This window comes from Nocardioides sp. NPDC057767 (assembly GCF_042798275.1).
In the GTDB taxonomy this organism is placed as follows: domain Bacteria; phylum Actinomycetota; class Actinomycetes; order Propionibacteriales; family Nocardioidaceae; genus Nocardioides.
In genome coordinates this window covers 1-19,198 of sequence record NZ_JBHVKJ010000079.1, presented here as the reverse complement: position 1 = coordinate 19,198, position 19,198 = coordinate 1, and the positions used below count along the sequence as shown (strand labels likewise).

General features: G+C 69.7%; 19 protein-coding genes and 2 tRNA genes. 6 read left to right on the top strand and 15 right to left on the bottom strand.

The features are described 5' to 3' along the window. Positions 1-106: 106 nt before the first annotated feature. The 5 genes from ACFVDI_RS26430 to ACFVDI_RS26410 form a co-directional block, all read right to left on the bottom strand. A complete protein-coding gene (locus ACFVDI_RS26430; RefSeq protein WP_378911837.1) occupies positions 107-1,015 on the bottom strand; it encodes a hypothetical protein in 909 nt (302 codons plus the stop codon). A gap of 116 nt (positions 1,016-1,131) precedes the next feature. Beyond that, positions 1,132-2,424, bottom strand: a complete 1,293-nt coding sequence (gene clpX / locus ACFVDI_RS26425) for an ATP-dependent Clp protease ATP-binding subunit ClpX (protein WP_328531893.1) — start codon at positions 2,422-2,424, stop codon at positions 1,132-1,134. Positions 2,425-2,524: 100 nt separating this feature from the next. Then, positions 2,525-3,130: an ATP-dependent Clp protease proteolytic subunit gene (locus ACFVDI_RS26420; protein WP_008358568.1), complete on the bottom strand. Its 606-nt coding sequence runs from the start codon at positions 3,128-3,130 to the stop codon at positions 2,525-2,527. Between the two features lie 4 nt (positions 3,131-3,134). Then, the gene (locus ACFVDI_RS26415; RefSeq protein ID WP_378911838.1) at positions 3,135-3,797 is read right to left on the bottom strand and encodes an ATP-dependent Clp protease proteolytic subunit; all 663 of its coding nucleotides are present in this window, start codon (positions 3,795-3,797) and stop codon (positions 3,135-3,137) included. A gap of 89 nt (positions 3,798-3,886) precedes the next feature. Next, a complete protein-coding gene (locus ACFVDI_RS26410; protein WP_378911835.1) occupies positions 3,887-4,873 on the bottom strand; it encodes a hypothetical protein in 987 nt (328 codons plus the stop codon). A gap of 209 nt (positions 4,874-5,082) precedes the next feature. Here ACFVDI_RS26410 and ACFVDI_RS26405 point away from each other — a divergent pair, with 209 nt between their 5' ends. Continuing rightward, entirely contained in the window at positions 5,083-5,850 is a 768-nt protein-coding gene (locus ACFVDI_RS26405; RefSeq protein ID WP_378911834.1) for a hypothetical protein, read from the top strand. 59 nt (positions 5,851-5,909) lie between these two features. On the opposite strand, the gene tig is transcribed toward ACFVDI_RS26405, so the two are convergent. The 6 genes from tig to ACFVDI_RS26375 all read right to left on the bottom strand — a co-directional run bounded on the left by tig (position 5,910) and on the right by ACFVDI_RS26375 (position 10,178). Beyond that, positions 5,910-7,304, bottom strand: a complete 1,395-nt coding sequence (tig, locus tag ACFVDI_RS26400) for a trigger factor (protein WP_378911833.1) — start codon at positions 7,302-7,304, stop codon at positions 5,910-5,912. 69 nt (positions 7,305-7,373) lie between these two features. Next, positions 7,374-7,446: transfer RNA gene (locus tag ACFVDI_RS26395), tRNA-Pro, on the bottom strand. Between the two features lie 35 nt (positions 7,447-7,481). Next, positions 7,482-7,555: transfer RNA gene (locus tag ACFVDI_RS26390), tRNA-Gly, on the bottom strand. A gap of 93 nt (positions 7,556-7,648) precedes the next feature. After that, positions 7,649-8,725 (bottom strand): PP2C family protein-serine/threonine phosphatase, encoded by a 1,077-nt coding sequence (locus ACFVDI_RS26385; RefSeq protein ID WP_378911832.1) that lies wholly within the window; start codon positions 8,723-8,725, stop codon positions 7,649-7,651. Between the two features lie 66 nt (positions 8,726-8,791). After that, positions 8,792-9,652 carry an Fpg/Nei family DNA glycosylase gene (locus ACFVDI_RS26380; protein WP_378911831.1) on the bottom strand — a complete coding sequence of 287 codons (861 nt, stop codon included), beginning with the start codon at positions 9,650-9,652 and terminating at the stop codon, positions 8,792-8,794. Between the two features lie 7 nt (positions 9,653-9,659). Further along, positions 9,660-10,178 (bottom strand): ribose-5-phosphate isomerase, encoded by a 519-nt coding sequence (locus ACFVDI_RS26375; RefSeq protein ID WP_165113273.1) that lies wholly within the window; start codon positions 10,176-10,178, stop codon positions 9,660-9,662. A gap of 587 nt (positions 10,179-10,765) precedes the next feature. Here ACFVDI_RS26375 and ACFVDI_RS26370 point away from each other — a divergent pair. Further along, positions 10,766-11,989: an inositol monophosphatase family protein gene (locus ACFVDI_RS26370; protein WP_378911829.1), complete on the top strand. Its 1,224-nt coding sequence runs from the start codon at positions 10,766-10,768 to the stop codon at positions 11,987-11,989. 10 nt (positions 11,990-11,999) lie between these two features. On the opposite strand, the gene ACFVDI_RS26365 is transcribed toward ACFVDI_RS26370, so the two are convergent. Genes ACFVDI_RS26365 through ACFVDI_RS26355 form a run of 3 tightly spaced genes read right to left on the bottom strand, consistent with a single transcriptional unit; the run spans position 12,000 to position 14,137 of the window. Continuing rightward, entirely contained in the window at positions 12,000-12,572 is a 573-nt protein-coding gene (locus ACFVDI_RS26365; RefSeq protein ID WP_378911828.1) for a hypothetical protein, read from the bottom strand. Between the two features lie 30 nt (positions 12,573-12,602). After that, a complete protein-coding gene (locus ACFVDI_RS26360) occupies positions 12,603-13,247 on the bottom strand; it encodes a methyltransferase domain-containing protein (protein ID WP_378911827.1) in 645 nt (214 codons plus the stop codon). Further along, entirely contained in the window at positions 13,244-14,137 is an 894-nt protein-coding gene (locus tag ACFVDI_RS26355) for an alpha/beta hydrolase (protein ID WP_378911825.1), read from the bottom strand. The genes ACFVDI_RS26360 and ACFVDI_RS26355 overlap by 4 nt, the downstream gene beginning before the upstream one ends. 45 nt (positions 14,138-14,182) lie before the next feature. On the opposite strand from ACFVDI_RS26355, the gene cls reads away from it, so the two are divergent. The 4 genes from cls to ACFVDI_RS26335 all read left to right on the top strand — a co-directional run bounded on the left by cls (position 14,183) and on the right by ACFVDI_RS26335 (position 18,230). Further along, positions 14,183-15,631 (top strand): cardiolipin synthase, encoded by a 1,449-nt coding sequence (cls, locus tag ACFVDI_RS26350; protein WP_378911824.1) that lies wholly within the window; start codon positions 14,183-14,185, stop codon positions 15,629-15,631. 71 nt (positions 15,632-15,702) lie between these two features. Next, positions 15,703-16,971 carry a hypothetical protein gene (locus ACFVDI_RS26345; protein WP_378911823.1) on the top strand — a complete coding sequence of 423 codons (1,269 nt, stop codon included), beginning with the start codon at positions 15,703-15,705 and terminating at the stop codon, positions 16,969-16,971. Positions 16,972-17,052: 81 nt separating this feature from the next. Then, positions 17,053-17,517 (top strand): thioredoxin family protein, encoded by a 465-nt coding sequence (locus ACFVDI_RS26340; protein WP_378911822.1) that lies wholly within the window; start codon positions 17,053-17,055, stop codon positions 17,515-17,517. Beyond that, a complete protein-coding gene (locus tag ACFVDI_RS26335) occupies positions 17,514-18,230 on the top strand; it encodes a cytochrome c biogenesis CcdA family protein (protein ID WP_378911821.1) in 717 nt (238 codons plus the stop codon). Before ACFVDI_RS26340 ends, ACFVDI_RS26335 begins: the two co-directional genes overlap by 4 nt. On the opposite strand, the gene ACFVDI_RS26330 is transcribed toward ACFVDI_RS26335, so the two are convergent. Continuing rightward, the gene (locus ACFVDI_RS26330) at positions 18,214-19,008 is read right to left on the bottom strand and encodes a 2-phosphosulfolactate phosphatase (protein ID WP_378911818.1); all 795 of its coding nucleotides are present in this window, start codon (positions 19,006-19,008) and stop codon (positions 18,214-18,216) included. The genes ACFVDI_RS26335 and ACFVDI_RS26330 overlap by 17 nt on opposite strands. Positions 19,009-19,198: the final 190 nt, after the last annotated feature.

The following is a 19,198-nucleotide window of genomic DNA, read 5'->3' as shown; positions in this document are numbered from 1 at the left end:
GCGATGCGGTCCGGGGCCTGCTTCGTCCCTCACTCCAGCCCAGCGTCCGGGGGGACTCGCTCGGCCGGTCACTCCGGCGTGGTGCGGGTCGCCATCGGAGTGATCCCTACTGCACCGACTTCTCAGCGCAAGCCTTGTCGTCGTCGCTGCCTTCCTTCGGCTCCTGCTCCGGCTCCGGTGCCTCCGTCGACGAAGCGTCGGACGGCTCGGTGGAATCGGCAGTGACCTCGGGGTCGGCTGCGGGCGATGACCCTACCGGGCTCTTCGGCTCAGCGCACGCCTCGCCGCACTCCGGCGTGGCCTCCGGCTCCGAACCGTCCTCGTTCGCCCCCGGAAGCGTCTTCACGTCCTCGACGATCGCAGCGGTGAGCTCGCAGGCGTCCTCGGCGATCTTCTCGACCTCCGACTTGGGAGTCTCCGACTCCTCGGCGGGATCCTTCGTCTCCTCGGTCGCCTCGTCGCTCTCCCGGTCCTTCTTGGGCTCCTCCAGCGGGAGATCCTCGACCGGGACACCGGCGTCGGCCGCGATCAGCTGGCGCAGGAACATCGGCACCGCCTCGTCGACGGGCCTGGCGTCCTCCTCGGCCACGAACGGCCACAGCAGCGGAGCCATGATGCCCGGAACCGGGCCGACCGGCGGCACCAGCGTGGGCGGCGTCGCGTCGCCGTCCTCGCCGGGATCGGCGGGCGTCGTCGGCCCCCCGGAGGACGGTGCGTCGGGCTCGGCGGGCGCAGAGGGCTTCACGTCCGGCTTCTCGTCACCCTGGCGGCCCGGCTCGGCGGACTCCTGGTCGCGGCCCTGGTCCGCATCCGCGGCCGCGCTGGGAATCGTCGAGACCCCGGAGACGTCGGGATCCGGCGCCGGCGGGATCACGGTGAAGTCGGCCTGGCCCGAGAGCGTGCGCGGCACCCGGTGCAGGGCGGACACGTCCGGGCTGAGGGTCTGGACGACCACGAGCAGGCCGATGAGCACTACGGCGGCGTAGGCCACCACCGGGCCCCTCTGGAACCTCACGTGCCCACTTCCCTACCGAGTGACGGAGCTGGAAAGGTACAGACGATCATCAGTGCGTATTGTGTCCGACCGCCCGGGCCGATACCGACCCGGACGGGGAAAATGACCCAAACGGACTAGGCCGACTTCTTCTTGGTCTCCTTCTCGCGCGGCACGAGGGTCGGCATCTCGCCGTCCTCGACCACCTCGCGGGTGACGATCACCTTGCCGATGTCGCCACGGGAGGGCACGTCGTACATCACGTAGAGGAGGACCTCTTCGATGATCGCCCGCAGACCTCGGGCACCGGTGCCACGCTCGAGGGCCTTGTCAGCGATCGCGGTGACCGCGTCGTCGGTGAACTCGAGGTCGACGCCGTCGAGGTCGAAGAGCTTCTGATACTGCTTCACCAGCGCGTTGCGCGGCTCGGTCAGGATCTTCACCAGGGCGGCCTGGTCGAGCTTCTCGACGCTCGCGATCAGCGGCAGCCGGCCGATGAACTCCGGGATCAGACCGAACTTGGTGAGGTCCTCGGGGCGGACGAGCTTCAGGAGGTCCTCGGCCTCCTTCTCGGCCTTGCCACGCACCTCTGCGGTGAAGCCGAGGGTCTTCTTGCCGACCCGCTGCTCGATGATGTGCTCCAGACCGGCGAACGCGCCACCCACCACGAAGAGGATGTTGGTGGTGTCGATCTGGATGAACTCCTGGTGCGGGTGCTTGCGGCCACCCTGCGGCGGCACCGAGGCGGTGGTGCCCTCGATGATCTTCAGCAGCGCCTGCTGCACGCCCTCACCGGAGACGTCGCGCGTGATCGAGGGGTTCTCCGCCTTGCGGGCCACCTTGTCGATCTCGTCGATGTAGATGATGCCGGTCTCGGCCTTCTTGACGTCGTAGTCGGCGGCCTGGATCAGCTTGAGGAGGATGTTCTCGACATCCTCACCGACGTAGCCCGCCTCGGTCAGCGCCGTGGCGTCCGCGATCGCGAACGGCACGTTGAGCATCCGGGCCAGCGTCTGCGCCAGGTAGGTCTTGCCGCAGCCGGTCGGGCCGATCACCAAGATGTTGGACTTGGCGACCTCGACCTGCTCCTCCTTGGCGTGCTTGCCGGGGCCCTGCGGGCCACCGGGCTGCAGGCCGGCCTGGACGCGCTTGTAGTGGTTGTAGACCGCCACCGCGAGCGACTTCTTCGCCTGCTCCTGGCCGATGACGTAGGAGTTGAGGAAGTCGAAGATCTCCTTCGGCTTGGGGAGGTCGGCGATCTCCACCTCGGAGCCCTCGTTGAGCTCCTCCTCGATGATCTCGTTGCAGAGGTCGATGCACTCGTCGCAGATGTAGACGCCGGGACCCGCGATGAGCTTCTTGACCTGCTTCTGGCTCTTCCCGCAGAAGGAGCACTTCAGCAGGTCACCTCCGTCGCCGATGCGTGCCACGAGTGGCCTTCCTTCCCCGACTTGTGCTGCTAGGTCCGAATAGTTACTGACGGTACCCCGCGCCGCGCCTTCGATGTGGGAGCGGCGCGGGGCCCGAGGGTCAAACGAGCGCCGGCGTCTTGAGCGACTCGAGCACCGAGTCGATCAGGCCGTACTCCACCGCCTGCGCGGCGGTGAGGATCTTGTCGCGCTCGATGTCGTGGCTGACCTCGTCCATCGACTTGCCGCTGTGGTCGGCGATCATCTTCTCGAGCAGCTCACGCATCCGCAGGATCTCGTTGGCCTGGATCTCGATGTCGGAGGTCTGGCCGAAGGTGCCCTCGGTGTAGGGCTGGTGGATCAGGATGCGGCTGTTGGGCAGCGCCATCCGCTTGCCCTTGGCACCCGCGCCGAGCAGGATCGCGGCGGCCGAGGCGGCCTGGCCGATGCAGACGGTCTGCACGTCCGGCTTGATGAACTGCATCGTGTCGTAGATCGCGGTGCAGGCCGTGAACGAGCCACCCGGGCTGTTGATGTAGATCGAGATGTCCTGGTCCGGGTTCATCGACTGCAGGCAGAGCAGCTGGGCGATGACCGCGTTGGCGACATCGTCGCTGATCGGGGTGCCCAGGTAGATGATCCGGTCCTCGAAGAGCTTGGCGTAGGGGTCGATCCGGCGGACGCCGTAGGACGTACGCTCCTCCCACTGCGGGATGTAGTAGTTCATGTCCTCAGTCCTTCTTGTGGGCGGGGCGGCCCTCGTCGGAGGCTTCCTTCGCGCTCTTGATGACCTGGTCGACCAGGCCGTAGTCGAGCGCCTCGGCAGCGGTGAACCAGCGGTCACGGTCGGCGTCGATCGTCACCTGCTCGACGCTCTGGCCGGTGTGCTCGCTGATCAGCTCCAGGAGCACCTTCTTGATGTGCAGGGACTGCTGGGCCTGGATCTTGATGTCCGAGGCCGAACCGCCCATGCCCGAGGAGGGCTGGTGCATCATGATCCGCGCGTGCGGCAGCGCGTAGCGCTTGCCCTTCGCGCCGGCGCAGAGCAGGAACTGGCCCATCGAGGCGGCCAGGCCCATGCCGACGGTGGCCACGTCGTTGGGGATGTAGTTCATCGTGTCGTAGATGGCCATGCCGGCATCCACCGAGCCACCGGGCGAGTTGATGTGAAGGAAGATGTCGGCCTCGGGGTCCTCCGCGGAGAGCAGCAGGAGCTGCGCGCAGATCGCGTTGGCGTTCTGGTCGCGGACCTCGGAGCCGAGGAAGACGATGCGCTCCCGCAGCAGTCGGTTGTAGATGTTGTCGTCGAGAAGGCTCAGACCGCCGCCGTTGCCGCCCAGGCTCGGGGAGAGCCCTGGGGCACCGGCGTGAGCGTCAGCCGCGCTGGAGTCGATGTTCACAGGATCGACACTAGCCGCCACAGCCAGTTGTTCCACGGCTGGTGTGCCAATGTTCGCCGACGGCGTATTCGCTCGGCCCGGGCTCAGGCGAGCCAGCGCAGCAGGGCGTCGTGGACCGCCGGGTGGTTGGACAACGGTGTCTCGGCGGTCGAGAGCGTGAAGCGCTCCGCCGTCGGGAACAGGTCGCGCACACGGCGCGACCGCAGCGGCGTCTTGTGCCGCCACCACAGCATCTCCCCGAAGAGACGGCCGACCCGGTTGGGCCGCGAGGTCGCGTCGTCGGTGACCAGCAGGTAGTCGACATCCGGGCGCGGCGGCAGCATCGCCTCGTCGGCCCCGACCACGGCGATCCCGGCGAGGTGCTCGTCGATCTGCTTGCCGACCCCACCCGAGATCGGCGCGGAGGTGACCGCGTAAGGGGTCGTGCCGAGGGCGATCAGCTCGGAGACGTACGTCGTCCACGGCCGGGCGCCGGAGGTGGCCACCCCGAGCGCGTTGCGGGCGATCAGGCCGCCGCCGGCGTAGCCGACCAGGACGATGCGCGGTGTCCCGGGGAGGGCGTCGACGCACTCCTGGATCCGGCTGCTGAGCGCCACTGCGGCGGGCACCGAGGTGCTGCCGGCGGTCACGTGCACGTGCAGCGGCATCCAGCCGAGCAGGTCGGCCAGCCGGTCGGCGTACGTCGCGCCGGTGGCCTGGGAGCCCTCGACCCAGACGCTCTCGTCCTTGCCCACCGGCGGGACCAGGACGAGGACACGAGGGCTCGTATCGGTCTGGCGCTGAGCAGCCGCCCACTCCCGCGGGCTGACCATCCGGCCGCCGTGGCGGACCGCGACGGCAGGACCGGAGTCGGTGTTGACGACACCGCGGACGATCGGCGCCGCGAGCGCGAAGGGCGCCGCGAACGGGCGCCGCGCGAAGGCCGTGATGCGCCAGGCGAGCTTGGCGAGGCCGACCAGGCCGGCCACCTTTCCCTGGCCGCGGTCGAGCTGCTCCGCGGCTTCGGGGTCGAGCGGGGCGTCCTCGACGTTGAGGACCACGGCGCGGACGGTCTCAGGACTGGAGGTCACCCTCGAAGCGTAGGGCCTGCGCGCCGACAACAGGCCCAGCTGTGCCACCCGAACGGCTTCCGTGTGCCTCAGATCACATGCCCGTACCCGCATCCCGTACGTTTGCGTTCACTCACGCGTATGGTGTCCGTGATGCTGTTGTTACTGGTGTTGCGTGACGATGGCGGTGTTCGCGGGTTACCGTCGGATGGGGAAGGGGGTGTCGGTCCGTGAGCGACGAGAAGGAGCCACGCTGCCCGTCGTGCGGCGATCCCCAGCTGCCCGGGGCCATCTACTGCATCGCCTGCGGCGCCTCGTTGCTGGCTCCCCCGGAGCAGCACCGTCCGCTCTTCGCGGACGAGATCGGCGACGACACGGCCGTGCCCCGCAGCACGCGCACGTTCTTCTTCGGTGACGATCCCCCACCGGCTCCGGCGCGTGGCGGCGGCCGCACCGCTCCGATCCTGGTGATGATCGCCGTCCTGGTGATCGTCGCCGGCGTGCTCGGCTTCGTCTTCGGCAAGGACGGGCCGAGCACTCCCCGGTCCGAGGCGGACCCGTCCGCCGGCCCGACCGGCACCGGCCCCTCGAGCGAGCCCTCGGGCGAGCCCTCGGTGGATCCGGAGGCGCCGCCGGAGCACCAGCTGCTGCGCATCTCCCGGCTCGACACCGAGGCCGCCAGCAAGCTCATCGGCACCTGGATCCCGCAGCTCGCGGCCGTCGGCGCCGGCGCCGGCGGTGACGCCGACTGGCACCGGGCGCTGAGCCGCTACCAGCAGATCAAGACCGACCACCCCGACGTGCTGCTCCTCGACACCGGTGAGTGGCCGAGCTCGTACGTGAAGCCGGGGATGTACGCCATCGTCGTGCCCTATCCCAGCGACACCTCCGGGCCCGCGCTGGAGTGGTGTGTCGAGCAGGGCCTGTCGAAGACCGACTGTGCGGCCAAGCACCTCGAGGTCTCCGGCGACCCGACCGACAACTTCGACGCGCAGTAGCGCGAAAACGAGACCGCCCCTGCCCGGATCGGGCAGGGGCGGCGTACGTCTGGAGCAGATCAGGCGTCAGCCTTCTCGGCGTCCTCGGAGACCTCGTCGGTCGCCTCGGCCTCGGGCTCGTCCTCGCCGATGGTGCCGTCGGGACGGAGGTTCTTCAGCTCGACGTGGTTGCCGGACTCGTCGGTGACCGTGGCGGCCTCGACCAGGTGGGCCAGCGCCTTGCCGCGCAGGATCTCCTGGACCAGCTCGGGCACGTGGTTGTGCTCGAGCATGTGGTTGACGAACTCCTGCGGGTCCTGGCCAGACTGCTGCGCACGGCGCATCATGTGCTCGGTCAGCTCCTGCTGCTCGACCCCGATCTCCTTCTCCTTGGCGATCTGGTCGAGGATCAGCTGAGCGGCGACGGCGTCACGGACGCGGCGCTCGAGGTCGGCCTCGAACTCCTCGATCGTCTGGCCCTCGTCCTCGAGGTACTTGTCGAAGGTCAGGCCGGCGAAGCCGAGCTGCTGCTCGATGCCCTGACGACGGGCGTTGAGCTCCTCGGTCACGATGGTCTCGGGCAGCGGGACCTCGACCTTCTCCAGGAGCGCCTCCAGCACGGCGTCACGGGCGGCGGCGGCCTGCTCGAGGCGCTTGCCGTTGCCGAGGCGGCCGCGGACGTCCTCCTCGAGCTCCTTGACGGTGTCGAACTCGCTGGCGAGCTGGGCGAAGTCGTCGTCGTAGGCCGGGAGCTCCTGCTCCTGGACCTGGTTGACGGTGACGTTGACATCGACCTCCTGGCCGATCAGCTCACCGCCCACGAGGGTGCTCTTGAAGTCCTTGGACTCGCCGGCGGACAGACCGGTGATGGCCTCGTCGAGGCCGTCGAGCATGCCGCCCTTGCCGACCTGGTAGCTCATCCCGACGGCCTCGGCGCCGTCGACGTCCTCGCCGTCCTTGGTGGCCTTCAGGTCGATGACCACGAAGTCGCCGTCGGCGGCGGCGCGCTCGACGTCCTTGAGGGTGCCGAAGCGCTCGCGCATCGCCTGGATCTGCTCCTCGACGTCAGCGTCGGTGAGCTCGATGTCGTCGACCTTGGCCTCGATGCCCTCGTAGTCGGGCAGCGTGATCTCGGGCTTGACGTCGACCTCGGCGGTGAACTCCAGCGCCTCGTTGTCCTCGAGCTTGGTGACCTCGATCTCGGGCTGCGCGAGCGGCTCGAGCGAGTTCTCCTGGAGGGCGTCGAAGTACTTCTGCGGGAGGACGTTGTTGACCGCCTCGGAGAGCACCGCACCGCGGCCGACCTGCTTGTCGATCACCTGCGGCGGGACCTTGCCACGGCGGAAGCCGGGGACGTTGATCTGCTGGGCGATCTGCTTGTACGCCGCGTCGAGGCTCGGCTTGAGCTCCTCGAAGGGCACCTCGACGGTCAGCTTGGCCCGGGTCGGGCTCAACGTCTCGACGGCGCTCTTCACAGGGTGTCTCCTGTCGTTTGTTTCTGAGAATGGTGTCGCGTGCAGGGGCATGGAACTTCAGGGGAGATGTCGGGGCGACAGGACTCGAACCTGCGGTCTCCTGCTCCCAAAGCAGGCGCGCTAGCCACTACGCTACGCCCCGTCAAGGGCCCCTCCCCAATCAGCGGGAATGGCACTTGGAGCGGATGACGGGAATCGAACCCGCGTAATCAGTTTGGAAGACTGAGGCTCTACCATTGAGCTACATCCGCGCACGCGAGAGCCAACGCCCTCGTGCGACCCGCGAAATCCTGCCATAGATCTGGCTCACACCTGTAACCGGCTCCCCTATTGACCGGTTTACGTCACCGTCTTCCGACCGCGACCAGGGCCCGATCGTCGGAGCTGGCACTCAGTCCCTCGAGCAGCCGACGCGCTCCCCCGCCTCGTCCGGTGACGGCCAGATGGTCGGCGGTGGCGACCAGATTGCCGATGCCGTGCTCGAGATCGACGCCCCGCGCCTCCACCACGCCATCGGTGTAGAGCATGACCATGTCGCCCACGCCGAGCACGCCCTCGCAGGCGTCGAAGTCGACGTCGTCGAGGAGGCCGAGCACGGGACCGTCGCTCTCGGCCTCCTCCCAGCGCCCGGTCGAGGCGCGGCGTACGAGGGCGGGCGGGTGACCCGCGGTGCGGATCTCGTAGGCGCCGTCGCCGAGATCGATCGAGAGGTAGACCGCGGTGGCGAAGCCCTCCTGCCAGTCCTGCCGCAGCAGGTAACGGTTGGCGGCGGGGAGGAACTCGGCCGGCGCGACCGCGCCGAGGAGCCCGCCGAACGCGCCGGAGAGCTGGAGCGCCCGGGTGCCGGCTCGCTCCCCCTTGCCGGAGACGTCGACGACCACGACCTCGAGCCGTTCGCCCACCCGTGCGGCCACCACGAAGTCACCGGCGAACCGGGTGCCGCCCGCGGGCAGCACCGCCGAGTCGGCGAGCCATCCGGAGGGCATCGGCGGGATCGCACCCTGGTCGAGCTTGTGGGTCAGGTCGAGCAGCATCAGCTCGTCGCTCAGTCCGCCCACCCCGAGGTAGGTGCGGCGCATCGCGACGAACAGCACGATCGCACCGAGCAGGAAGTGCACCCCGATCGCGGCGGCGTCCCGGTCGGAGAGCGTGAGCCGGCTGGCGGCGACCACGATCATCACCATCACGAAGACGACGAACCAGCTCAACGTACGCGGCCCGAGCAGCACCGCACCGAGCAGCAACGGCACCGTGAGGACGGCCACCGGGACCACCTGCAGCCAGCCCACCTGAGCCGCCGCGAGCACCGTCAGGACGATGGTGAGCAGCCCGAGCCACAGCACCGCGCGCAGCTCCGGGTCACGGAACCTGCGGCGGATCGCACTGCTCCGCAAGCGGTCTGCGAAGGCATGGCTCGACATGGCCTCACTCTAGGTCTCGAGGTGGGGGCTGCGTGGTCGTTCTCGCAGGCCGGAGCGTAGTGCGGGCTACTTCTTCACGGTCGTCCGGGGCCGGTAGGCGCGCTGGCACCTGGGGCACCAGAACAGATTGCGCTGCTGCAGCTCGGTGGTGCGTACGCTCGTGCCGCAGACCAGGCACGGCTGGCCGTTGCGGCGGTAGACGTAGACCTCGCCGCCGTGGTCGTCCTTGCGCGGCGGACGGCCCATCGCCTCGGGCGTGTGCTCGTCGCGTACGGTGTCGATCCGGTTCCTCTGGACGCCGAGCTTCATCAGCTCGACCAGGTCCTCCCAGATGGCGTCCCACTGCTGCCGGCGCAGGGTGTTGCCGGGTCGCATCGGGTCGATCCGGTGCCGGAAGAGCACCTCGGCACGGTAGACGTTGCCCACCCCGGCCAGGACGGACTGGTCCATCAGCAGCGCCCCGATGGTCGTCCGGCTCCGGCTGATCCGCAGCCATGCCCGGCTCGGGTCGGCGTCGTCGCGCAGCGGGTCGGGCCCGAGCCTCGCGACCACCGCATCGCGCTGGGCCGCGGTGACCAGGTTGCAGGTGGTGGCGCCGCGCAGGTCGGCGTAGGTTCCGCCCTCGCCGGTCGAGCTTGTCGAGACCACCCTCAGGCGGACCTGGCCGACCGGGAGCGGTGGCTCGCCCGTGTAGGGCCTCAGGTCGAGCTTGCCGTAGAGGCCGAGGTGGATGTGGACGTACTGCTCCCCCGGGAACTCGAGGAACAGCTGCTTGCCCCACGCCTCCGCGCCGGCGGCGACCTGACCGTCGAGGAGCGCGGCGGAGTCGGCGAACCGGCCCTGCGGGCTGCTGACCCGGACCTGCTCGCCGGCGAAGGCATCGCTCAGATCGAGCGCGAGGCGGTGGAGCGTGTGCCCCTCGGGCATCTCCGGATCAGTCCTGGTCCTCGGCCGGCCCCAGGCCCTTGGCCGAGTCCGGGAGCGGCGGACGCACACCGTCGGCGTCGTAGGCGTGGAGCTGGTCGATGCGGCGTACGTGCCGCTCGTCCTCGCTGAACGGCTCCGCCAGGAAGATCTCGACGAACTTCGTCATGTCCTCGAGGCTGTGCATCCGGCCACCGACCGCGACGACCTGGGCGTTGTTGTGGTCCCGGGCGAGCTTGGCCGTCTCCTCGCTCCAGGCGAGCGCGCAGCGGATACCGGTCACCTTGTTGGCCGCCATCTGCTCACCGTTGCCCGAGCCCCCGATCACGACCCCGAGGCTGTCGAGCCCCTTCTCGCGGTCACGAGCCACACCCTCGGCCGCCCGGATGCAGAAGACCGGGTAGTCGTCGAGTGCGTCGTAGACGAACGGGCCGTGGTCGACAGGCTCGTAGCCGAGCTCCGTCAGGCGGTTGATCAGGTGGGACTTCAGTTCGAGACCGGCGTGGTCACAGCCGATGTGGACGCGCATGCACCCATCCTCTCCTACCTGTGCCTCATCTTTGGATTTGGTGGGTTGGTGTCTCTCTTCGGGCTGGTGGCGGCAATGTGGCGCCGCAGAATTTCGGGTACAGCGCGGGCTTGGGACCCGGCGGGGCGGGCTCTCGCCACCGCTGGGGCTGCTTCCCCACCCGTGAGGTAGTTCCCCACGCTCCGGAGCAGCGGGAACCGACCCCGGCGTGGGAAAGAAACCGCGCCAGTGGGGAAAGCAGGCTCGAGTACGCCGGGGTGAACCGGATCCGACCGTCGGGAAGCCGCTCACAGCCGTGGCTCGGGTCGTGGATCCGGCGATGGTCACGCGAACACAGCAGCACCATGTCGGCTCGGCAGCACTTGTCGCGTAACCGCATGCGCCTTCTCGCTGCAACGCCTTTGCCTCGACTGCCTCGAATCGTTCGGGGGTCGATCTCGGCGAGGATCCGTCGCCCGACGATGCGGAGTTCGTTGGCGGTCAGCCGGGACGCGTGGTCGACCAGGAACGGGTCCGGCGGCCCACGCCAGCAGACCAACCGAAAAACACTCCCGACCACGAGGCGCACACAGATAGATTCCCCCAGCGTGACCCAGTGGAAGACGATGGACGAGATCCTCGCGGCACGAACACGGTTCGAGACAGCCATCGACGGCTGGACTCCCCCACAGGCCCACGGCGTCGGGCTCCGCCCCTCGGCAGCGACGACCCACAGACCAGAGCACTTCCCGCTGGTCAACGCCTACGGTCACCGCCTCCCGGCGGTGGTGATCGCGACGGTGGTCGGGCACACGAGCGGCACCTCGGCGTACCGGATGACCAGGGAGCAGCTCGAGCGGGCGATCGAGCTGATCTCCCCGGCCGAGGCGTACGTCGAGTACGACCACCCCAATCTGTGGAGCTGGCGCGACCGGATCCTGCCGGCGCTGATCGAGGATCCCGCGGCCGAGGTGGTGGCGGTCTTCATCGGCGATGAGCCGGAAGATTCCCCCGATCCGGCGATCGACGCCTTCCGACGAGCATTTCCGGACGAGGCGGTCGCGATCGCGGCGGCGACGGCGGGGGCGGCGGTCGTACGAGAGATGTACGGCACCGATCTGAGCCACTTCGACAAGTCGCCCACAGACTTCGCGACCGAGGCGGACATCGCCTCGGAGAAGGCGATCCGGGAGACGATCGCGACCTACCGGCCCGAGGACGCCTTCGAGGGCGAGGAGACCGGCCGCACCGGTGACAGCGAGCGGAGGTGGCTGGTGGACCCGCTCTGCGGGACCCTCAACTTCGCCGCCCAGACCCCGCTGGCCGCGGTGAACGTCGCGCTGTTGACGCCCGACGGAGTCCGGGCGGCGGTCTCGGCCGACCCGATCAGCGAGGAGATCTTCTGGACCGACGGGGTCACGGCCCGGATCCGCCAGCGCGGCGGCGACACCGTCCTCAGCCCGACGCCGCGCACCAGGCTCGTCGACATCCAGTGCGACGGAATGCTCGACCGGCCGTTCGTCGGTGGGCAGCTGGTCGCCGACCCGCGTCTGCGCGCCGAGTTCGGGCCGCGGGTGATGTCCTCGACGCTCGCGGTCGCGTGGGTCGCGGCCGGCCGGCGGGCGGCGTACGTCACCGACGGCCACCTCGAGGGCAGTGTCCACTTCACCGCGGGCATCGCGCTGTGCCAGGCAGCGGGCTGCGTCGTCACCGACCTCAACGGCGACCCGATCCACACCGGCCGCGGGATGATCGCCGCGGCCGACGCCGCGACCCACCACAAGCTGCTCGGCCTGGTCCGCCGGCATCTGGACCAGGCGGACCAGCCCTGAGCCGAACGGGTCAGCGCTGCATCAAGGCGTCCATCGCGACCGCGACGGCGGCAGCGACCCGGAAGTCGACGCGGGGGTCGTGGACGGTGATCGTGTACTTGTCACGGAAGGCGAAGCGGCGCTCGATGGAGATCAGCGGCTGACCCTCGGAGGACACGTAGTCGAAGTGGATCGGCAGGAAGTCGAGCTCGGTGAAGCGACGCAGGATCGCGACCAGCTGGTTGCGCTCCTGACCGGTGCCGGCGTAGCCCGGCCCCTCGACGTGGAAGGTCGAGCGCAGCAGGCTCTTGCCGAAGTCCTTGCGGAAGAACCCCAGCGCAGCGCCGTTCGCGTCGGTGACGTCGTAGCCCGCGTTGAGGTCCATCACCGCGCGCGCCTTGAACGCGAAGACCGCCTGCGACTTCGACTCGTCGGCGTAGAACGTGACCTGCTCCTTGAACGCCAGCCGCTTCTGCTGCGCGAAGGCGAGCACCTGCCCCTCGGAGCCGTCTGGGTTGGCGGCCTGGGCGACGTACTTGTTGGCGAAGGGCGTGACCTTCTGGCGAAGGTAGAAGCGGGGTACGTGGTAGGGCTGCTGCGTCATGGGCGCAACCTATCCGGTCGCCCCATCCCGTCAGCGCCGCCGCGCGACGAGATAGGCCTGCGGGGTCCGCTCCCAGTCCTCGGCGGAGCGGACCACGGTCGCGGTGACCTCGAAACCCGCCTCCTCGAGCAGCGCGCTGGTCGCCTCGACGGGGAGTCGGTAGCCGTCGAAGGTGACGTCGTGGCCGTAGGCGCCGATGTGGCGTACGTGCTCGTCGCCGACCTGGAACGCGGTGACGAACCGGCCGCCGCGTCGGGTGACCCGGGCGAGCTCGGCGATGACGTCGGGGCGGCGCGAGGGCGGGGTGTGGATGAGCGAGTACCAGGCCAGCACCCCGGCGAGCTCACCGTCGCGCAGCGGCAGGCGGGCCATGTCGCCGACCTCGAACCTGAGCGCCGGATGACGCTCCATGGCCTGCGCGATCATCCCGGTCGACAGGTCGACCCCGAAGACGTCCAGCCCGCGCTCGGCCAGGTAGGCGGTGATCCGCCCGGGTCCGCAGCCGATGTCACCGACGAGCCCACCACCGTCCTTACGTACGTAGGCGGCGAACGTGTCCAACACCCCGGCGTCGAAGGAGGTCTCGGTGACGGACGGGTCGACGATCTCGGCGTAGGCCTTGGAGACGGTGTCGTAGGCGGCCCGGGTCTCGGTGACGTCGTAGGGCTCGGTCACGGACGCCCCCTCGAACTGCGCTGGGCCAGGAAGCCGGCCGTCATCGCCATCACCGACTCCGCCGCGGGGAACGTCGTGCCGTGGCGCCAGAACCCGTGGATCTGCCCGACTGCCCGGAAAGCGACGACCTCGACGCCGAGGTCGGCGAGCCGCAGCGCGAAGTCCTCGTTCTCGTCGATGAGGATGTCGCCCTCGGCGCTGACGATCAGCGTCGGCGGCAGGCCGCGGAGCTCCTCGTCGGAGGCGAGGTAGGGACCGAGGTCGGGGTTGCGGAGGTCCGCGTCGGTCGCGGCGTACTGCTTCCAGTACCAGGCCGCCTCCTCGTTCCAGCCGCCCTCCATCGAGTAGCCCGGGGTGCTCATCGACGGGTCGAGGAACGGGTAGACCAGCACCATCGCGCCGAAGACGCCGGGGTTGCGCAGCGCCGCGACCAGGGCGAGGTTGCCGCCGGCGCTGTCGCCGTGGACGTACGCCGGCAGCGTGCTCAGCAGCGGGTCGTTGGCCAGCCACTTGACGACCGTGTCGACGTCGTCGGGAGCCGCGGGATAGGGGTCCTCGGGAGGCCTGCGGTAGTCGACCGACAGCACCCGCAGCCCGCTCCGGTTGGCCAGCCGCCGGCACGCGGCGTCGTGGACCTCGACGTCGTTGAAGACGAAGCCACCGCCGTGGAGGTGGACGATCAGCCCCTCGCGTACGTCCTCGGGGGTGTAGAGCCGGCACGGAACCCCGTCGGCGTCGATCCCAGTGACCTCCGCGACCTCCTCCTTCTCCTCGGCCGCAGCCAGCTTGCGGGCCTCGGTGCGCTGGGCGGCGACGTCGACCTCCCAGACCGGCGGCGAGGCCTCCTCGGCGGCGATGGCACGGCGGGCGGCGGGGAAGAGTCGAACCATGTCAGAAGATTCCCACACGAGTGGCGGTGGTGCATGCTGAGCCGCATGAATGCGGCGGAGGTGACGAGCACGTCGATCTACGTCATCGACGTGCTGGTGAAGGTGGTCGCGCTCGGGGTGGTGCCGAAGAACCGGCGCCCGAGCAGCGCGATGGCGTGGCTGCTGGCCATCTTCTTCATCCCGGGGGTCGGCCTGATCGGCTACCTGCTGCTCGGTCAGACCCGGCTGGACCGACGGCGGCACGCCCGCCAGCGGGCCCTCAACGACGAGGTGACCGAGTACGTGCGCGGCCTGCCGAGGGCGCCGCACCCGACGACGATCTCCGAGGTCGACGCGGCGACGATCCAGCTGAACGAGCGGCTCGGCTCACTGCCGGCCAGGCCGGGGAACCGGGTCGATCTGATCGACGACTACACCGCCTCCGTCGAGGCGATGACGGCCGCGGTGGACCAGGCCGAGAACTACGTGCACGCGCAGTTCTACATCACCGCCTGCGACCACGTCACCGAGCCGTTCTTCGACGCTCTGGACCGGGCCGCGGCGCGCGGGGTGCGGGTGCGGCTGCTCCTCGACCACCTGGGCTCGCGCGGCATCCCGGTCTGGCGCGCGCTCAAGAAGCGGCTCGACGCCTCCGACATCGACTGGCACCCGCTGCTCCCCATCAACCCCCTGCGCGGCCAGATCCGCCGCCCCGACCTGCGCAACCACCGCAAGCTCCTGGTCGTCGACGGTCGCGTCGCCTTCACCGGCTCGCAGAACCTCATCGAGCCCGGCTACAACAAACCGAAGAACCACCGGGCCGGCCGGGAGTGGGTCGAGCTGAACGCCCGGATCGAGGGTCCGCTGGTGACCGCGCTGAACGTCGTGTTCGCCAGCGACTGGGACACCGAGACCGGGGAGCTGCTGCGGGCAGAGCTGGCCGCCACCGCACCACGCGCCGGTGACGTCACCGGACAGATCGTGCCCAGCGGCCCGGGCGTCGACGCCGAGAACAACCTGCGCGCCTTCACCCATCTCATGTACGCCGCCAAGAAGCGGATCTCGATCACCAGCCCCTACTTCGTGCCGGACGAGTCGCTGTTGTACGCGGTGACCACGGCCGCCCGCCGCGGCGTCGAGGTCGAGCTCTTCGTCAGCGAGGGCAAGGAGCAGTTCATGGTCTACCACGCACAGCGCTCCTACTACGAGGCGCTGCTGGAGGCCGGGGTGCGCATCTACCTCTACCCCAAACCGGCCGTGCTGCACTCCAAGCACTTCAGCATCGACGACGAGGTCGCCGTGCTCGGCTCGAGCAACATGGACATGCGCTCCTTCGCCCTCAACTACGAGGTCTCGCTGATGCTCTTCGACGGCGACCCGGTGGCGCAGCTGCGGAAGGTCGAGGACGGCTACCGGGCCATCTCCCGCGAGCTGCTGCTCGAGGAGTGGCTCGCGCGGCCGAAGGTCGCGGCGTACGTCGACAACGTGCTGCGCCTCACCGCCGCTCTCCAGTGAGCCCTTCGGGCACGGCGGCCCGCGCGAAGAATTCCAGGGCGGGATCGTCCGGGCCTCCCTAGACTCCGGCCGTGGACCTCCGAGCACGCGCTGCGGCGCTCGCGCTCGTCGCCCTCCTCGCCGCCGGCTGCGCGGAGCTTCCCGGGGGCGCCGGGCCGTCACCGGCGCCGTCGCATCCTCCGTACGAACCCGTTCCTGCCGACTACGAGGCGGTCGAGAAGGTGCTCGCCCAGCGCGCGACGGCGGCCCTGCAGGGCGACGAGGAGGCGTTCCTCGCCACCGTCGACCCCCGCGACCGCAAGCTGGTCGACCAGCAGCAGGCCATCTTCGGCAACCTCCAGGAGCTTCCGATGAAGTCGCTCGCCTACGAGGTGAAGGACACCGAGCAGACCCCGGACGAGGTCCGCAACGACGGTGTCCTCTTCGCCCCGCAGGTCACCGAGGTGGCCCAGCTCGAGGAGGCGCACCGGGCGCCCGTCTCCCACCCGACCGACATGACCTTCGTACGCCACGACGGCGGCTGGGTGATCGGACGGGACCGTGCCGCGCCCGAGGAAAGGTACAGCCGGCCGTGGTTCGGCGGTCCGGTCGTGGCGGCTGCGGGGCACTCGGTCGTCGTGGTCACCGAGCGCGACGGGCCGACCGGTGCCGCCGATCTCCTGGGCCGGGTCACGACCGCACGCGCCGAGATCGAGAAGGTCCTCGAACCGGTGTGGCGCGGCGATGACGAGGAGGAGGTGCCGCTGCTCATCGACGCGACGTACAACGGAAAACCGCCCGGCGACACCTTCGAGGGCGATGACGGCGCCGCCGCAGTCACCTTCTGGGTCGACGCCGTCGGGCTCCCGAAGACGAGCCCCGCCACCTTCGCCGGGGCCGTCATCAAGGACAACCCGGTCGCGACCAACAGGCTGGCGACGGACGCGCGCACGCTGCGTCACGAGCTGAGCCATGTCTACGGTCCGGCCCTGGTGCCCACCTGGGTCAACGAGGGGCTCGCCGAGTACCTCTCGGGCTGCGAGGCCAACATCTGCGGCGAGGACGCGCAGCGCGACCAGCTGCTGGCCCACGAGCGAGCGCTCCCGGGCGATGCCGAGTGGGGCGAAGACGGCTCGATCGACTACGCGATCTCCCATGCCGCTGTCTCGTGGCTGATCGACGACAACGGTGGGATGAAGAGGTTCCTGGAGTTCTGCAACGACTTCTTCCTCCACCTGCCGAGCGGTAGCGACGACTTCCACGCCGGCACCGGCAGGGCGCTGGAGGCGAGCTACGGCATCACCGAGAAACAGCTGCTCGACGGCACCTGGTCGTGGTTCGAGCGACTGCCCTCCGATTGACTTGGACGTATGCGCCACACAACGCCCATCTTCGGGGGAAGCCGCTCCGAACCCAGCCACATGAAACGTCGCGTCCTGGCTGTGATCGCTCTCCTCCTGCTCGCCGCCGGGTGCGGCACCGACACCGAACAGGCCGGCGAACCGGCCACTCCCGTGGTCTCCTCGACGCCGTCGACCGCCGCGTCCGCTCCGGGAGAGACCGCTGCCGCGGATCCCGCCGACGCACCGGCCTGCGAGGGCCGCTACGCCGACTACTCGGCCGCGGCGGTCGCCGAGGATTGCTACACCGACACCATCCTCTTCTTCCACGCGCCGTGGTGCCCGGAGTGCCGCGGTTTCGAGGAGGCGATCAAGCGCGGCGAGGTGCCTGAGGGAGCGCAGATCCTGAAGGTCGACTACGACTCCGCGACCGACCTGCGCAAGAAGTACGAGGTGACGATCCAGTCGACCTTCGTACGCGTCGACGCCTCGGGTGCCCGGGTCAGGCTCTGGTCGGGCTACGGCCAGGACAAGTCGGTCGACGCCATCCTCGAGAACACCCAGTGACGCTCCTGCTCGCCTCGTTCCTCGCCGGAGCGCTCTCGGTGCTCGCCCCGTGCGTGGTGGCGTTCGTGCCAGTGATCCTTTCCCGCGGGACCGGCGAGCGGCGGCCATGGGTCGCGGTGGCCGCGCTCGGTGCCTCGGTCATCGTGTTCAGCGTCGTGCTGAAGTCGACGACCCTGCTGATCGACGTGCCGCCACGGTTCTGGAGCATCGTCTCCGGGGTGATCGTGGCGCTCTTCGGTGTCGTGATGGTGTGGCCCCGGCTGTGGGACACCGTCGTGTTCCGGCTCGGGCTCGGCTCGCGCGCCCAGGAGCGTCTGGCCCGCGCGAGCAGCCGTCGCGGGGTCGGCGGTGACGTCCTCCTCGGTGCGAGCATGGGGCCGGTCTTCAGCGCCTGCAGCCCGACGTACGCGCTGATCGTGGCCGCCATCCTGCCGGCAGAGCCGCTGCGCGGGCTCGGCTACCTGATCGCGTACGTCGCCGGCCTGACGATCCTGCTCGCCGCGGTCATGGTGGGTGGGCGGGCGCTGATCGCCCGGCTCAGGTGGGCGATCGACCCCGAGGGCGCCTTCCACAAGGTGCTCGGTGTCGTCCTGGTGCTCATCGGCGTCGCGATCGCGACCGGGCTCGACAAGACCCTGCTCACGCTGCTGGTCGAGCGAGGGCTCTTCGACTGGCAGATCGGCCTGGAGGGCCGCCTCAGCACGGATCGGTGACTTTCTCCGTAACCGCCCGGAAGGACCGGCCGTGCAACAGCGGCAACACCGAGGATCCGTCCGTCTCGGCCGCCACGACGACGTCGTCGGCATACCCCCTCGCGATCAGCTCCCGGCCACCGGCGCAGGCATGGAGTACGTCGGGGAGATCCGCAGCGCGGAACGCGTCACGCGCCATCGCAGCCTCGGGCGAGAGATCGAGGGCGTCGAGGGCGTCGAGGGCGTCGAGGGCGTCGAGGGCGTCGAGGACCGCCCCCGCGCCCCAGAGGTCCTCCACCGCAGGGCGGAGCGTGCCGTCGGGCCAGCACTCCCCCGACGCGATGAAGGCGACGCTCGCGCCGTCGGCGCAGCGCGGCGCGAGCCACTCGGCGACCGCGGTGCGGTTGCGGAGCGAGGCACCGACGACCGTGGCACCGCCCGCCGCGAGCAGGGTGCTGATCGTCGAGCCGTTGGGCGAGGGCAGCACCAAGCGACGGACACCGTCGGCCTCGCGCAACGACGCGGGCGAGAGGGAAGGCCGGCCAGGCTCCGCGTCCTGACGTTGCACCGCGAGAACGGCGTCGTGCTCACGTGCGTACGCCTCCGCCCGGCCGTCCCGCCAACGGAACGGGAACACCTCGATCCCGCGCTCGACCGCGACCGTCAGCGTCGTGGTGAAGGAGAGCACGTCCACCACGACGGCGATGTCCACCGGCCCGATCGCCTCGGCGCCCACCGGTCCCCAGTCGAGCCGGACCCGGTAGGCGTGCTGGCGGTGCTGTGGATCGGTAGCGGTCATGTGTGGGCTCCTCGGGCGCTCGCGGGGGCGGGGCAGAATCCCGCCATGGCGGGATTGTGCGCGTATGAAGCGCGGGCAGCGCGGGCATTTTACCGCCCACGCGGGAAAATTCCCCGCTGCCTCGGCGCGTCCCTCGCGGCAGCGCTCCAGGCGGGTGCTCAGCCCACCAGCGTCGCGCTCTGCGGGGGCG

Coding starts and splice junctions, on each gene's coding strand:
- ACFVDI_RS26420 (WP_008358568.1), bottom strand. CDS start 3,130: ATGAACTACTACATCCCGCAGTGGGAGGAGCGTACGTCCTACGGCGTC.
- ACFVDI_RS26385 (WP_378911832.1), bottom strand. CDS start 8,725: ATGTCGAGCCATGCCTTCGCAGACCGCTTGCGGAGCAGTGCGATCCGC.
- ACFVDI_RS26380 (WP_378911831.1), bottom strand. CDS start 9,652: ATGCCCGAGGGGCACACGCTCCACCGCCTCGCGCTCGATCTGAGCGAT.
- ACFVDI_RS26375 (WP_165113273.1), bottom strand. CDS start 10,178: ATGCGCGTCCACATCGGCTGTGACCACGCCGGTCTCGAACTGAAGTCC.
- ACFVDI_RS26365 (WP_378911828.1), bottom strand. CDS start 12,572: ATGACGCAGCAGCCCTACCACGTACCCCGCTTCTACCTTCGCCAGAAG.
- ACFVDI_RS26355 (WP_378911825.1), bottom strand. CDS start 14,137: ATGGTTCGACTCTTCCCCGCCGCCCGCCGTGCCATCGCCGCCGAGGAG.
- cls (WP_378911824.1), top strand. CDS start 14,183: ATGAATGCGGCGGAGGTGACGAGCACGTCGATCTACGTCATCGACGTG.
- ACFVDI_RS26330 (WP_378911818.1), bottom strand. CDS start 19,008: ATGACCGCTACCGATCCACAGCACCGCCAGCACGCCTACCGGGTCCGG.